General features: G+C 70.3%; 12 protein-coding genes. 7 read left to right on the forward strand and 5 right to left on the reverse strand.

Translation table 11 applies throughout. The features are described 5' to 3' along the window. Nucleotides 1–5: 5 nt before the first annotated feature. From KF708C_RS28860 to KF708C_RS28890, 7 genes are all read left to right on the forward strand, one after another. Nucleotides 6–941: a hydroxymethylglutaryl-CoA lyase gene (locus tag KF708C_RS28860; RefSeq protein WP_020206982.1), complete on the forward strand. Its 936-nt coding sequence runs from the start codon at nt 6–8 to the stop codon at nt 939–941. Nucleotides 942–961: 20 nt separating this feature from the next. Further along, nucleotides 962–1,483, forward strand: a complete 522-nt coding sequence (locus KF708C_RS28865) for a YbaK/EbsC family protein (protein WP_020206981.1) — start codon at nt 962–964, stop codon at nt 1,481–1,483. Nucleotides 1,484–1,487: 4 nt separating this feature from the next. Then, nucleotides 1,488–1,748, forward strand: coding sequence for a DUF1289 domain-containing protein (locus tag KF708C_RS28870; RefSeq protein WP_059414788.1), 261 nt, complete (start codon nt 1,488–1,490; stop codon nt 1,746–1,748). A 7-nt stretch (nt 1,749–1,755) separates the two neighbouring features. Then, nucleotides 1,756–2,517, forward strand: coding sequence for a 2-hydroxychromene-2-carboxylate isomerase (locus KF708C_RS28875; protein ID WP_059414793.1), 762 nt, complete (start codon nt 1,756–1,758; stop codon nt 2,515–2,517). 59 nt (nt 2,518–2,576) lie between these two features. After that, entirely contained in the window at nt 2,577–3,509 is a 933-nt protein-coding gene (locus KF708C_RS28880; protein WP_059414795.1) for an MBL fold metallo-hydrolase, read from the forward strand. A gap of 138 nt (nt 3,510–3,647) precedes the next feature. Then, a complete protein-coding gene (locus tag KF708C_RS28885; protein ID WP_059414797.1) occupies nt 3,648–4,259 on the forward strand; it encodes a GatB/YqeY domain-containing protein in 612 nt (203 codons plus the stop codon). 95 nt (nt 4,260–4,354) lie between these two features. Beyond that, nucleotides 4,355–4,903: a GNAT family N-acetyltransferase gene (locus KF708C_RS28890; protein ID WP_020206976.1), complete on the forward strand. Its 549-nt coding sequence runs from the start codon at nt 4,355–4,357 to the stop codon at nt 4,901–4,903. A gap of 859 nt (nt 4,904–5,762) precedes the next feature. On the opposite strand, the gene KF708C_RS28895 is transcribed toward KF708C_RS28890, so the two are convergent. The 5 genes from KF708C_RS28895 to dksA form a co-directional block, all read right to left on the reverse strand. Next, entirely contained in the window at nt 5,763–7,343 is a 1,581-nt protein-coding gene (locus KF708C_RS28895; RefSeq protein ID WP_059414799.1) for an ABC transporter substrate-binding protein, read from the reverse strand. A gap of 177 nt (nt 7,344–7,520) precedes the next feature. Next, a complete protein-coding gene (locus KF708C_RS28900) occupies nt 7,521–9,683 on the reverse strand; it encodes a TonB-dependent receptor (RefSeq protein ID WP_020206486.1) in 2,163 nt (720 codons plus the stop codon). Between the two features lie 195 nt (nt 9,684–9,878). After that, nucleotides 9,879–10,361, reverse strand: coding sequence for a hypothetical protein (locus KF708C_RS28905; protein ID WP_063923083.1), 483 nt, complete (start codon nt 10,359–10,361; stop codon nt 9,879–9,881). Next, nucleotides 10,351–11,694 carry a zinc metallochaperone GTPase ZigA gene (zigA, locus tag KF708C_RS28910; RefSeq protein WP_059414803.1) on the reverse strand — a complete coding sequence of 448 codons (1,344 nt, stop codon included), beginning with the start codon at nt 11,692–11,694 and terminating at the stop codon, nt 10,351–10,353. Before zigA ends, KF708C_RS28905 begins: the two co-directional genes overlap by 11 nt. Nucleotides 11,695–11,963: 269 nt before the next feature. Beyond that, entirely contained in the window at nt 11,964–12,650 is a 687-nt protein-coding gene (gene dksA / locus KF708C_RS36800) for an RNA polymerase-binding protein DksA (RefSeq protein WP_231401717.1), read from the reverse strand. Nucleotides 12,651–12,767 lie beyond the last annotated feature (117 nt).

The following is a 12,767-nucleotide window of genomic DNA, read 5'->3' on the forward strand; positions in this document are numbered from 1 at the left end:
ACGCCATGACACTGCCCAACTATGTGAAGATCGTCGAGGTCGGCCCGCGCGACGGGCTGCAGAACGAAAAGGCGCTGGTGCCGACCGAGGTCAAGGTCGAGCTGGTCAACCGCCTGAGCGACGCCGGTTTCGTCAACATCGAGTCGGCCTCGTTCGTCTCGCCCAAGTGGGTGCCGCAGATGGCCGACGGCGCCGAGGTGATGGCGCGCATCCAGCGCCGCCCGGGCACGCTGTACTCGGTGCTCACGCCCAACATGAAGGGCTTCGAGGGCGCGGTGGCCGCCGGCGCCGACGAGGTGGTGATCTTCGGCGCGGCCAGCGAGGCGTTCTCGCAGAAGAACATCAACTGCTCGATCGCCGAATCCATCGCGCGCTTCGAGCCGGTGGCCGCGGCGGCCAAGGAAAAGGGCCTGCGCCTGCGCGCGAGCCTCTCGTGCGCGCTGGGCTGTCCCTACCAGGGCGAGGTGCCGGTGCGCGCCGTGGTGGACGTGGTGCGCCGCATGCGCGACCTCGGCTGCGACGAGATCGACATTGCCGACACCATCGGCGTGGGCACGCCCGTGCGCGTGCAGGAAGTGATGCGCGCGGCCGCGGCGGAATTTCCGATGGACCGCCTCTCCGGCCATTTCCACGATACCTACGGCCAGGCGCTGTCCAACATCCTGGCCAGCCTGGAAGTGGGCATCTCGATCTTCCACGCCTCCGTCGCGGGCCTGGGCGGCTGCCCGTATGCCAAGGGCGCGACCGGCAACGTCGCCACCGAGGACGTGCTGTACATGCTGCACGGCATGGGCCTGCACACCGGCGTGGACCTGGATCAGGTGGTGCGCGCCGGCGATTTCATCTCGCAGGCCATCGGCCGCGCCAACAGCTCGCGCGTGGGCCGCGCGCTGCTGACCAAGTGGGCGAGCGCCGCCGAGGCGGCGCCGGCCTGCGTGTGAACCCGCACCGGAAAGAAGACATGAACGACCGTTCCGTGAACGACGACGAGGCCGCGGCGCCCCTGCCCGAGGCCGCGCAGCGCGTGGCCGGGCTGCTGGCCGGCCTGGGCCATGCCAAGCCGGTGGTGATGCTGCCGGCGACCGGCAAGACCTCGGCCGAGGCCGCGGCGGGCCTGGGCTGCTCGGTGGCCGAGATCGCCAAGTCCATCATCTTCCGCCGCGTGGCGGACGACGCGCCGGTGCTGGTGATCGCCAGCGGCAGCAACCGCGTCGACGAAGCCAAGGTGGCGGCGGTGGTCGGGCCGCTCGGCAAGGCCGACGCGAAATTCGTGCGCGAGAAGACCGGCTACGCCATCGGCGGGGTCTGCCCGATCGGCCATGCGGTGGCGCCGGTGATGCTGCTCGACAGCGACCTGTTCCGCTACGACAGCCTGTGGGCCGCCGCCGGCCATCCGCACGCGGTGTTCAACCTCACCCCGCACGAGCTGCAGCGCATGACCGGCGCCCCGGTGGCCGACGTGGCGCAGCGGGCCGGGGACTGAGGCCGTGTCGCGGCTGTCCCGCCTGGCCGCGGACCTGACGCGCGGCGCGCAGGCCGCGCAGCATGCGCTGCCGGTGCCGTCGCCATGCCGCAACGTGTGCCGCATGGACGCGGCCAGCGGCTATTGCGAGGGCTGCCTGCGCACCATCGACGAAATCGCCGCGTGGTCCGGCAGCGACGACGCCGCGCGGCGCGCCATCTGGGCGCGGCTGCCGGCGCGCGCCGCGCAACTGGCCGCGCAGGCCGCGCGGCCCGGCACGGAGTGAGGCTGCCATGACCGCCGCCGATTCTGCTACCGATTTCGCCACCAGCCCCGCCACCGATTTCGTCGCCGATTTCGCCACCGATCCCGCTGTCGCTCCCGCCGCCGTCGACTGGTACTTCGACCCGATCTCGCCGTTCTCCTACCTCGCCTTCGAGCGGCTGCCGCAGGTCCTGCCGGCCGCCACGCGCGTGCGCTACGTGCCGGTGCTGTTCGCCGGCCTGCTGCGGCACTGGGGCAACGTCGGCCCGGCGGAGATTCCGCCCAAGCGCCGCTTCACCTTCGAGCACGTCGCCTGGATCGCGCACCGCGACGAGGTGCCGCTGGCCATGCCGGCGGCGCACCCGTTCAATCCGCTGCCGCTGTTGCGGCTGGCCGTGGCGCTGGAACTGGAGGGCCGGCTCTCGCGCGAGACGCTGGCGCCGCTGCTGCATTTCGTCTGGCGGCACGGCCACGTGCCGCAGCGGCAGGCCGAATTCGCGGTGCTGTGCGGCGCGCTGGGCGTACCCGCCGCTGCGCTGGCGCGGGAGCCGGTGAAGGCGCGCCTGCGCGAGCACGGCGACGAGGCCGTGGCGCGCGGCGTGTTCGGCGTGCCGACCGCGGTGCTGCCGGGCGACCCCGCCGGCCAGCTGTTCTGGGGCCTCGACGCGCTCGACATGCTGGCCGCGCGCCTGCGGCGGGACCCGTTCTTCGCCTCCGACGCCTTCCGCGCGGCCGGGGAGTTGCCGCCCGGCGAAGGCCGCGCGGATGCGCCGAAGCCGGCCGGCCCCTAGCCGGCGCGGGCCAGAATCAGAAAACCGGAAAAACCAGAAAAACACAGAGACAAACGCCGATGCCCGATGCCTTCACCCCGCCGGTCCTGCCCTCCACCATGCGCGTGTTCGAGCGCGGCTGGCTGTCGGCCAACAACATCCTGTTCGTCGACGGCGACGACACCGCGCTGGTCGATTCCGGCTATGTCACGCACGCGCCGCAGACGCTGGCGCTGGCCGAGGCCGGCCTGGGCGGCAAACCGCTGCGGCGGCTGGTGAACACCCACCTGCATTCCGACCATTGCGGCGGCAACGCCATCCTGCAGCGGCGCTGGCAGCCGCGCACGCTGATCCCGGCGGCCGAGGCCGCGGCCGTGCGGAGCTGGGACGACGACCTGCTCAGCTACCGCGCCACCGGCCAGCAGTGCGACCGCTTCGCCTTCGACGGCGTGGTGCAGGACGGCGACGCGCTGCGCCTGGGCGGCATCGACTGGCAGGTGGTGGCCGCGCCCGGGCACGACCCGCACGCGGTGATGCTGTTCGCGCCGCACGAGCGCATCCTGATCTCGGGCGACGCGCTGTGGGAGAACGGCTTCGGCGTGATCTTCCCCGAACTCGACGGCGAAAGCGGCTTCGCCGAGCAGGCCGCGGTGCTGGCGCGCATCGCCACGCTCGGCGCGCGCGTGGTGATTCCCGGCCACGGCCGGCCCTTCACCGACGTCGACGCGGCGCTCGAGGTGGCCGGCGGCCGGCTGGCCTACCTGAGCGCCGACCCCGCGCGCAACGCCGCGCACGCGGTCAAGGTGCTGATCAAGTTCAAGCTGCTCGAGCAGCGGCGCATGTCCCACGCGGCGCTGCTGGCGTGGGTCGGGCAGACCCCGCTGATGCGGCGCATCCACGCGCGCTTCCTGGCCGGCGAGGATTTCGGCGCCATGCTCGCGCGCATGCTGGCGTCGCTGGCGAAGGCCGGCGCGGTGGCGGTGGAAGGCGACGAAGTCCATAACCGGGATTAAGGGCGGACAACCGGGGGCGGGCGACGGAGCGTGGGCGGCCAGCGGCGGTTCCCCTCGTTTTCCGTTTGATCGCGCCCGCCGGACGCCGTAGCATGTAGGCACGTTGCGCCCCCCGAACCGTCCGCGAGGAAGCCGCCGATGCCTGTCTTTCCCGTCGCATTGCTCCAGCCCCTGGTTGCCCATCTCACCCCCTCGTCCATCCGCGCGCACGGCGCCGACCTGCTGATCGAGCTCGCGCCGTTCCCGCTCGGCGGCGCGCAGGTGCGCACGGCGCTCCGCCTCGACGGCGTGAGCCTGCCCAGCCTCAGCCTGGCGCGGCTCGCCGGCCGGCGCCTGCGCTTCCCGCTCAACCCGGAGCCGGGTTATATCGACGGCTCGCTCTATCTCGACGGCCGGCACCACGCCGTGGACGTCGGCGCGCTGCGCTTCGGCGAACTCGACCCGCAGGGCCTCGACGTGGAGATCGAAGGCCGCATCCACTTCGACGACGGCGCCGGTTTCGACGACACCGCGCTGCATCTGGCCGCGCGCATCGCCGCGCCGCTGTCCGAGTGCGAGCTCGACGCCGCCATCGACCGCGCCGCGGCCGAGGCGGGCGCCGCCGGCGCGCGGCAGGCCGGCAAGGCAATGGCCATCCTCAGCCGCGACCCGCGCCTGCGCCATGCCGACATGGCCCTGCTGCACGCGCGCGTGCAGGCCCGCCTGCTGATCGCCGGGGCGATGGCGCGCGGCGGCAGGGCGCTGCGCTGAGTGCGGCGAAGCACGAGGCGCGGCAAGCGCAGGCGAAGCGGAACCCGCCGCGAGAAACCGAGGACCAGAACACTTTGAGGACACGAGGCCCCATCATGCAAGCGCTCCACGGCCAGGGTTTCCTGCTGCGCCCGTTCCGCTACACGGACGTGCCGCAGTTCGTCGCGGCCGTGCACGAATCGCTCGACACCGTGGGCAAGTGGATGCCCTGGTGCCACGCCGGCTACAACGTGCGCGACGCCGAAAGCTGGTTCGACATGTGCGCGGAAAGCATGAGCAGCGGCGAAGCCTACGACATCGGCGTGTTCGCGCCGGACGGCCGCGAGCTGTACGGCGGCGTCTCCATCAACCAGATCAACCGCGACTACAATTTCGGCAACCTCGGCTACTGGATCCGGCAAAGCCGCCAGCGCCAGGGCATCGGCGCGCGCGCGGCCGACATGATGGCGTGTTATGGATTTCACTGGCTGGGGTTGACGCGGCTCGAGGTCGTGGCCGCGGAGAACAACGCGGTCAGCCGCGCGGTGGCGGAGAAGATCGGCGCGCGTTTCGAGTGCATTGCGCGGAACCGGCTGGTGTTGCATGGGGTGCCGTGTGCGGCGGCTATGTATTCGTTGGTGCCGCCTTGGTATGAGGGGGAGTAGGTTTTAATCAGAGATTTCAACTTTAAAGTAAATTTAAAGGGCCTTAAAGGCATAAAGTCAAAATCAAGGTCAAAGTCAAAGTCAAAGGCTTTCGCTCCCCCGGAGCGACCTACTTTCTTTTCCCCGAAAAGAAAGTAGGCAAAGAAAGCGGGCTGCCTGGCCGGCAGGGGCAGAGCCGAACAGTGTTGCTGGTTGTTGGTGGTTTCGTCGTGGGGCCTGCGGTTCTGCTGGCATCCTGCCGTTACCGGTTCGGCTCACCACGAACTTGCTGGCGGTGGTGGTCACGGGGTCAGACCTATGATGGCGGGTGCACTGCTGGTTCGGGCATCTGCCGTTACCGGTGCAGGCGGTCACGGCGTAGCACCGGCACTGGTTTCGTGGTGGGCGTGGTGGACCCGGTGCGAGTGTGTTGGGTTTCGGTCAGCGTTGAGGTTCTCGTGCCGGGCGCATTTCAATCCGGGGCCACCGTGCCCACCACGAAACCAGTGCCGCTCCCATGACGTGCCCATTCGCTTCGGTCGCGGCAGCAGCCTGAAGGGTCTGGGCCGCCGCCATCATGCAGCGCCACCACGAATCCAATTTCGTTTGCGACGCCGCAGGCAAGCAAGCCGGTAGCGTCAGCAGCCTCATCGAAGCCAACGCCCGCACCACGAATCCAGCACCAGCCATAAAGTCTGAGCGCCCAGCCCCCCTGCAAGGGGTCTGCTTTCTTTGGTTACTTTCTTTTCAGATAAAAGAAAGTGACTGGCATCCCCGCGCAGCGGGGATGTCATACAGCTTTTGGGTTCAAGCGCCAACAACCGCCCAAGCCTCAAGGCCCACAACAGCCAGAACAAGAAACCTAAAAAATACCAAAAAACTACTTGGAAATCGCAAACGCATGAGTCCTCTCATCCTGCCGAGGCACCACGTTATATCCCTTCCTCGCCGCCCAAACATTAATCTGAAAATAAAGCGGAATCACCCCATAATCCTTGATCCCGATCTCGGTCGCATCCTGCAACAGCTTCTCGCGCGCGCGATCGTCAATCGTGGTCAGCGCCGCGCTCAGCTTGGCATCGAGCGCCGCATTGCTGTAGCGCCCGCGATTGGACGCCCCCCATCCCTTGGCCGGATCATAGGTCGCCAGCAATGACTTGAGCGAGGACCCGGCCTCGCCGGTGTCTGCCCCCCATCCGGCCAGCATGAACGAGAAGTCGAGCTTGTTGGCGCGCGTGAAGAAGGTGGCCGACGGCATGGCTTCCACGCGGGTCTGGATGCCGATGCGCGAGAGCATCGAGGCGATGGCCTGGGCGACCTGTTCGTCGTTGACGTAGCGGTTGTTGGGCGCGTGCAGCGTGAGCTGGAAGCCGTCCGGGTAGCCGGCGTCGGCCAGCAGCTTCCTGGCCGCGGCGGCGTCGAAGGTGTCGGGCTTGAGCGACGGCGCGTAGCCGAACAGCGTGGAGTTGACCAGCTGGCCGGTGGGCTCGGCGGCGCCTTCCATCACGCGGTCGACGATGGCCTGGCGCGAGATCGCGTGCGAGATGGCGGCGCGCACGCGCGGATCCTTGAGCGGGTTCTTCGCCAGCGGCTTGCCGGCCTTGTCGGCGGCGAACGGGGTGACGTCGCGGTTGCTGTCGAGGTGCAGGTACATCAGGCGGAAGGTGGGCACCTTGAACACGCTCACGCCCGGGTCGGCGGACAGCTTGCGGATGTCGGAGGTGGGCACGTTCTCGATGACCTGCACGTCGCCGGCCAGCAGCGCGGCCACGCGCGGCGCGTCGTTGGTGAGGATGCGCAGCGAGACGGTGTCCCACTCGGGCCTGGGGCCCCAGTAGCTGTCGTTGCGCACGAGCTCGACGCGGTCGCCCTTGCGGAAGCTGGCGAACTTGTAGGGGCCGGTGCCGACCATCGCGCGGCCGCTGTTGAAGTCGTCGCTGCTGGCATTCTCGGCGACCTTCTTCGACACCATGTAGATGGTGGACAGGTCGTTGGGCACCAGCGGGTACGGGCCGTTGGTGGTGATGCGCACGGTCAGCTTGTCGACCGCGACGATGTCCTTGAAGCCCTTGGTGTAGATGGTGTACGGCGACGGGCTGTTCTTGACGGTGGCGGGGCGGTTGAGCGAGTAGACCACGTCGGCCGAGGTGAACTCGCTGCCGTCGTGGAACTTCACGCCGGGGCGCAGCCTGATTTCCCAGGTGGTGTCGTCGAGCGGCTTCCAGGACAGCGCCAGCGCGGGCTTGAAGCGCATCTTCTCGTCCTTGGCGATGAGCGCCTCGAACATGTGCTCGGCGACGTTCGCGTTGGGCGTGACGTTGTGATAGTGCGGGTCGAGCGAGGTGATGTCGCCGGACAGCCCGATGGTGAGGCCGGCGGCCACGGCGGCCGGGGAGGACATGGCGCAGGCCAGGCTCGTGGCGAGGGCTGCACAGGCAAGGGCGCGGCGAATGAGGGTCATCGGGTGGTCCGTGGTTGTCCTGCGATGCAGGCATTGTCAGGACTCGCCCATGCCCGGTCAAGGCGGGCCGACCCGCGGCGCGCGATGCACCGCGCCGAGGCGGGATGCACGGCGGGCGGGCGCGATGCTGGCGCCCGCCGCCGCGCTTTCACCACGGCAAGGCATGGGCGGCGGCGCTCAGAACGTGGTGCGCAGGCCGATCTTGACGTTGCGCCCGGCCAGCGGCGCGATGTCGCGCAGGATCGAGGTCGAGCTGCGGGCGTCCTGGTTGGTCAGGTTGTCGCCGCGCAGGTAGACCAGCGTCTGCGTGCCGGCCAGCTTGAACTTGTAGGTGATGGACAGGCCGAGCAGGGTGTAGCCGTCGGTGGGCGTGTCGTTGGCCGGCACGCGCGACTGGCGCGCGGCGTAGGTCACGTCGGCGCGCGCGCCCCACGGCCCGGCGCCGTACACCACGGCGGCGCCGAGGCGCAGCGGCGACAGGCGCGGCAGCGGCTCGCCGGTGGTGCGGTTCTGGCCGTGCACGTAGTCGGCGCGCGCTTCCAGGTCGAGCGTGTCGCTGCCGGTCAGCAGCTTCTGCGCCACGCGCGCGCGGCCTTCGGCCTCGAAGCCGTACAGCGTGGCGGCCACGCCCTGGTACTGGAACTCGGGCAGCGCGCCGGCGGCGCCGGGCGCCACCACGTTGCCTTCTGCGTCGCGCGCGTTGCCGGTGGCCGACAGCGCCAGGTAGTTCGAGAAGCGGCTGTAGTAGCCCGACAGGCTGGCGCTGTGCGGGCCGGACTTGAAGCGCACGCCGAGATCGAGCGAGGTGGCGCGTTCCTTGGACGCATCCGGGTTGCCCTGTTCCCACGCGCCGGTGGCCACGTGGGGGCCGTTGGCGTAGAGCTCGTAGAAGGTCGGCGCGCGCTCGGTGTAGGCCAGGTTGGAGGTCAGCGACAGGGCCGGCGCGAGCTTGTAGAGCAGCCCGGCCGAGGCGCTGCCGGCATTGAAGCTGCGGCTGGCGTCCGAGAAGCGCTCGTTGCCGTCGGCGCGCGCCTTCAGGCTGGTGTGGTCCATGCGCGCGCCGAGGTTGAGCTTGAGGTCGCCGCCGGCGGTCAGCGGCATTTCCTCGAAGATGAACAGCGCGGCGTTGTCGGTGTCGGTGCTCGGCACGAAGGCTTCCTCGCCCAGCGCCGAGAAGCGCGTCGAGCCGAACTGGGTGCCGATCACGCCGGTCATGTTGCCGATGCGCGCGTGCTTCGCCTCGAAGCGCGCGTCCCAGCCGTGGTTCTTGAAGACGGTGCCGGTCTGGCCGGACTCGATTTCCTTGTGCTCGTAGTCGGTGTAGCTGAACTTGCCCTTGACCGATTCGATGAAGCCGCCGGTGCGCCCGGCCAGGTTGCGCGCCTCGCCTTCGAGCGCGAAGCGCTGCTGGCGCATCTGCAGGCGCACGTCGTCCTCGGCCGGGGTGCCGTATTCGTTGTGGTATTCGCTGTAGTTGGCGCCGACGAAGCCGTCGGCCCAGGTGTAGGCGCCGCCCAGCGAGCCGCCCTGCTGCTGCGCGCTGCTGTTGGGCAGGCGGCCGTAGGCCTCGGATTCGCCTTCGGGCAGCGGCTGGCTGTTGCGCAGGCTGGCGCTGCGCGCGTAGCCGGGAATGCGCAGGTCGCTGGTCTTGCGCACGAAGCCGTCGGCGTGCACGGCGAACTGCCCGTTGCCGGCCTCGACCAGGCCGCTGGCGCCGCGCGCGGTGTCGCCGCCGGCGGTGGCGCTGGCGTCCACCGCGCCGCCCACGCCGTGGATCGGCTCCTTGGGGATGCGGTTGTCGATCACGTTGACCACGCCGCCGATGGCGTTGCCGCCGTACATCAGCGCGGCCGGCCCGCGCACCACCTCGATGCGCTCGGCCACCAGCGGGTCGACCGGCACCGCGTGGTCGTTGGAGAGGGTGGAGGCGTCGATGGTGCTGCCGCCGTTCTGCAGCACCTTGATGCGGTCGCCGTCGAGGCCGCGGATGATCGGGCGGCTGGCGTTGGGGCCGAAGTAGCTGGACGACACGCCGGGCAGCCGGTCGAGCGTCTCGCCCAGCGTGCTGGCCTGGCGCACCGCGAGGGCGTCGCCGCCGAGGCTGGACACCGGCGCGACCAGGTCGGTGAGCTCGCTGCCGAGCGGGTTGGCGGTGACGACCACCTCGCGCAGCGTGGCGGCGGGCGCGGCCGGGGCAGTCGGTGCGGGAGCCGCCGTGGAAGCCGCGGGCGCGCCCTGCGCGAAGGCGCCGGCGGGGGCGGAGGCGATCAGGGCGGCGATGGCGGCCAGCGGGGTGCGGCGCAGCAGGGATTCGGGTTGGAAGCGGTAAGACAAGGACATGGCTCGCGTTGCTTTTTTATCTGCGGTCGGGCGCACGGCGCCGGCGGCCGCGCACGCGCGCCGCGCCGCCGGGCGCGTACAGGCCAGTGCGGGCATGTACGGGCGCGGGGCGGCACGGCAAGCGGCGTGGCAGGCTGCGTGTGTGGCGCGGTGCGTCAGGAAGCGGGCGGCGGCACGGCGGCCGCGGCCCGGATGTCAGGCGAGGGCGGAGGCGGCGGGCGGGGCGCGCGGGTGGAAGGGCCGGGCCGGAGGCAGGTCAGGCTTGCGCCAGCCCTTGGCGGGCGGCAGCGGGGACTGGAGATGGGTCAGCGCCGGCAGGGCCGGCGTGCCGCAATGGCTGGCGGCCACGGTGGCGCCGTCGAACAGGACGCAGAAGTGTCCCGCCGCGCCGGCGGACAGCGGGACGGCGGGTTCGGGCTGGAGGTCGTCGTCCGTGTCCATGTCCGTGTCCGCGGCCAGTTCGGCGGCGGCCAGGGCGGAGCCGGCGGCGTCATTGATGGCGTCGGCGGATGCCTGCGCCGGCAGGTACGGCATCGCGCCGTGGTGGACGCGGTGGGTCAGCCCGGCGTGCTGGGCCAGCAGCAGGCACAGCGCGAGCCATAGCGCCGGCCACAGGCCGAGGCCGCGCGCGCGGCGGCGCTGCAGGCGCCGCCAGGGCGGGACCGGCCTAGCGGGCATGCCCGCCGTGACCATCGCCGCCGCCGTGGCCGTCGTCGCCGTGATCGTGCGCGTGGCCATGATGGTGGCCGTGGTCGCCGCAGCCGCAGTCGTCGCCGTGCACGTGGTCGTCGTCGAGTCCGTCTTCCCAGGACGGGAACGGGTCGGGATAGCTCGCCCAGGCCGCCGGGCCGGCCGCCATTTCGGCGTCGGTCAGCAGGCAGGCATCGAGCAGCGCCTCGAGCGCGGGGCGGTCGAGGTCCTGGCCGATCAGCACCAGTTCCTGGCGGCGGTCGCCGAACGGGGCGGGCTGGCCGTCCACGGTCATGTCGGCCTCGATCCCGGCGCGGCTGTCGTCGTCGTCGGGCCATTCGGACGCATCCAGCGCGGCCCACCAGGCGCCGGCGCCGCCGTGGCGGCACACGCCGCCGGCCTGGCCCCAGGTGCCGGCCGTGTCCATGCGCGTGGCCAGCCAGAAGAAGCCCTTGGAGCGCAGCACGCTGCCGTGCTCGCGCAGCCATTCGGTGTGGATCAGGTCGGCGAAGCGCTGCGGGTGGAACGGGCGGCGGCGCCGGTAGACGAAGCTGCCGATGCCGTAGGCCTCGCTCTCCGGCACGTGCTCGCCGCGCAGCTCGGCCAGCCAGCCGGGCGCCGCCGCGGCGGCGTCGAAGTCGAAGCGGCCGGTGTCGAGCACGCTGTCCAGCGGCACCTTGCCGAAGCTGGCCGGCACGATGGCCGCGCGCGGGTTGAGCGAGCGCAGGATGCCGGTCAGGCGCGCGCGCTCGGCGTCGCCGACGAGGTCGAGCTTGTTGAGCACGATCACGTCGCAGAACTCGACCTGCTCGATCAGCAGGTCGACCACGGTGCGGTCGTCGTCCTCGTCGCGCGCCTGGCCGCGGTCCTGGAGGAAATCGGCTTCGTTGAAGTCCTGCAGGAAGTGCGCGGCGTCGACCACCGTCACCAGGGTGTCGAGGCGCGCCAGGCTGTCCAGCGCCACGCCCTGCTCGTCGGCGAAGGTGAAGGTCTCGGCCACCGGCAGCGGCTCGGCCACGCCGGTCGATTCCACCAGCAGGTAGTCGAAGCGGCCTTCGCGCGCGAGCTTGGCCACCTCGACCAGCAGGTCCTCGCGCAGCGTGCAGCAGATGCAGCCGTTGGACAGCTCCACCAGGCGCTCGCCGCTCTGTGCCACCATGCCGTCGGCAACCAGGCGGGCATCGATGTTCACGTCCGCGAGGTCGTTGACGATCACGGCCACGCGCCTGCCTTCGCGGTTGGCGAGGATGTGGTTCAGCAGGGTGGTCTTGCCGGCACCGAGGAATCCGGACAGCACGGTGACGGGCAGGCGATCGGCCATGACGGGAAGGCGCGCCCGGCGAGGTGCGCGCATGTTATTGCAACAAAGTTGCGACTGTATCAGAAAGCGGGTGTTTCGGGGCCGCCGCGGCCGATATTGCGCCCGGCCATGCCGGGGCGGCGGGCGGCAGTTCTCCCGCCGTGCCTAATGATAGGCCGGTGACGTGACACCGCAAAGACGTGCCGGACAGGGCACCGGCGCGGCGGCGCGCGGCCAAGCAAAACGGCCCGGGGAACCGGGCCGTCTGGGAGCGCGCCGGCGGGTCCGGCTCAGTCGCCGAACAGCTTCTGGCGCAATTCGCGGCGCTGCTGGGCTTCCAGCGAGAGCGTGGCGGTGGGGCGCGCCAGCAGGCGCGGCACGCCGATCGGCTCGCCGGTTTCCTCGCACCAGCCGTAGTCGCCGGACTCGATGCGGGCCAGCGACTGCTCCACCTTCTTGAGCAGCTTGCGTTCGCGGTCGCGCGTGCGCAGCTCCAGGGCGTGCTCTTCCTCGATGGTGGCGCGGTCGGCCGGATCGGGCACGATCACCGTTTCGCGCAGGTGCTCGGTGGTCTGATCGGCGTTCTTCAGGATGTCGTCGCGCAGCTGCTCAAGGCGATTCTTGAAAAAGGCCAGTTGCGCCTCGTTCATGTAATCCTTGTCGCCCATCTTCAGGATTTCAGCTTCAGTCAGAAGTTTATTGCTGCTCATGGTTGCTGCTGATTCTCTTGTTGATGCGACCGGCGGCGTCTTGGTCCGCTCGGGTGCAGTGTCCTGCCGCTTGCGCGGCGTGGACGTTTCGCTCTGGCTGGCTGCAGTCTTGCTGCTTTGCGTGCCCCCCTTGGCCTCGCCCGCACCGGCGTGCACCGTACTGCCGCGGGGAGCGGGCGCAGCCTTGGTGGGCCGCGCCTTCAGCGTCTCGGCCGCAGCGCTACCGTTCTTGCTGCGGCTTTCTTTCGTTTTCGTTGCGGCTACCATGGGACACCTCTTTTCTCGCGTCGGTCGATATCGGCGCGGAACCTGTGCCCCAAGCGGAGGGCGGTCTCCGCACGAAGCACTGCGACCGCACCTGCCGGCAGCCCGCCTCATGCTGAC

Origin of the sequence: Cupriavidus basilensis (genome assembly GCF_000876015.1) — a bacterium.
Taxonomy (GTDB): Bacteria; Pseudomonadota; Gammaproteobacteria; order Burkholderiales; family Burkholderiaceae; genus Cupriavidus; species Cupriavidus basilensis_B.

Excerpts from the sequence above, each read along its gene's own strand:
- dksA (WP_231401717.1), bottom strand. The coding sequence starts at position 12,650 with ATGGTAGCCGCAACGAAAACGAAAGAAAGCCGCAGCAAGAACGGTAGC.
- KF708C_RS28890 (WP_020206976.1), top strand. The coding sequence starts at position 4,355 with ATGCAAGCGCTCCACGGCCAGGGTTTCCTGCTGCGCCCGTTCCGCTAC.
- KF708C_RS28885 (WP_059414797.1), top strand. The coding sequence starts at position 3,648 with ATGCCTGTCTTTCCCGTCGCATTGCTCCAGCCCCTGGTTGCCCATCTC.
- KF708C_RS28860 (WP_020206982.1), top strand. The coding sequence starts at position 6 with ATGACACTGCCCAACTATGTGAAGATCGTCGAGGTCGGCCCGCGCGAC.
- KF708C_RS28865 (WP_020206981.1), top strand. The coding sequence starts at position 962 with ATGAACGACCGTTCCGTGAACGACGACGAGGCCGCGGCGCCCCTGCCC.
- KF708C_RS28880 (WP_059414795.1), top strand. The coding sequence starts at position 2,577 with ATGCCCGATGCCTTCACCCCGCCGGTCCTGCCCTCCACCATGCGCGTG.
- KF708C_RS28875 (WP_059414793.1), top strand. The coding sequence starts at position 1,756 with ATGACCGCCGCCGATTCTGCTACCGATTTCGCCACCAGCCCCGCCACC.
- zigA (WP_059414803.1), bottom strand. The coding sequence starts at position 11,694 with ATGGCCGATCGCCTGCCCGTCACCGTGCTGTCCGGATTCCTCGGTGCC.
- KF708C_RS28895 (WP_059414799.1), bottom strand. The coding sequence starts at position 7,343 with ATGACCCTCATTCGCCGCGCCCTTGCCTGTGCAGCCCTCGCCACGAGC.
- KF708C_RS28905 (WP_063923083.1), bottom strand. The coding sequence starts at position 10,361 with ATGCCCGCTAGGCCGGTCCCGCCCTGGCGGCGCCTGCAGCGCCGCCGC.
- KF708C_RS28900 (WP_020206486.1), bottom strand. The coding sequence starts at position 9,683 with ATGTCCTTGTCTTACCGCTTCCAACCCGAATCCCTGCTGCGCCGCACC.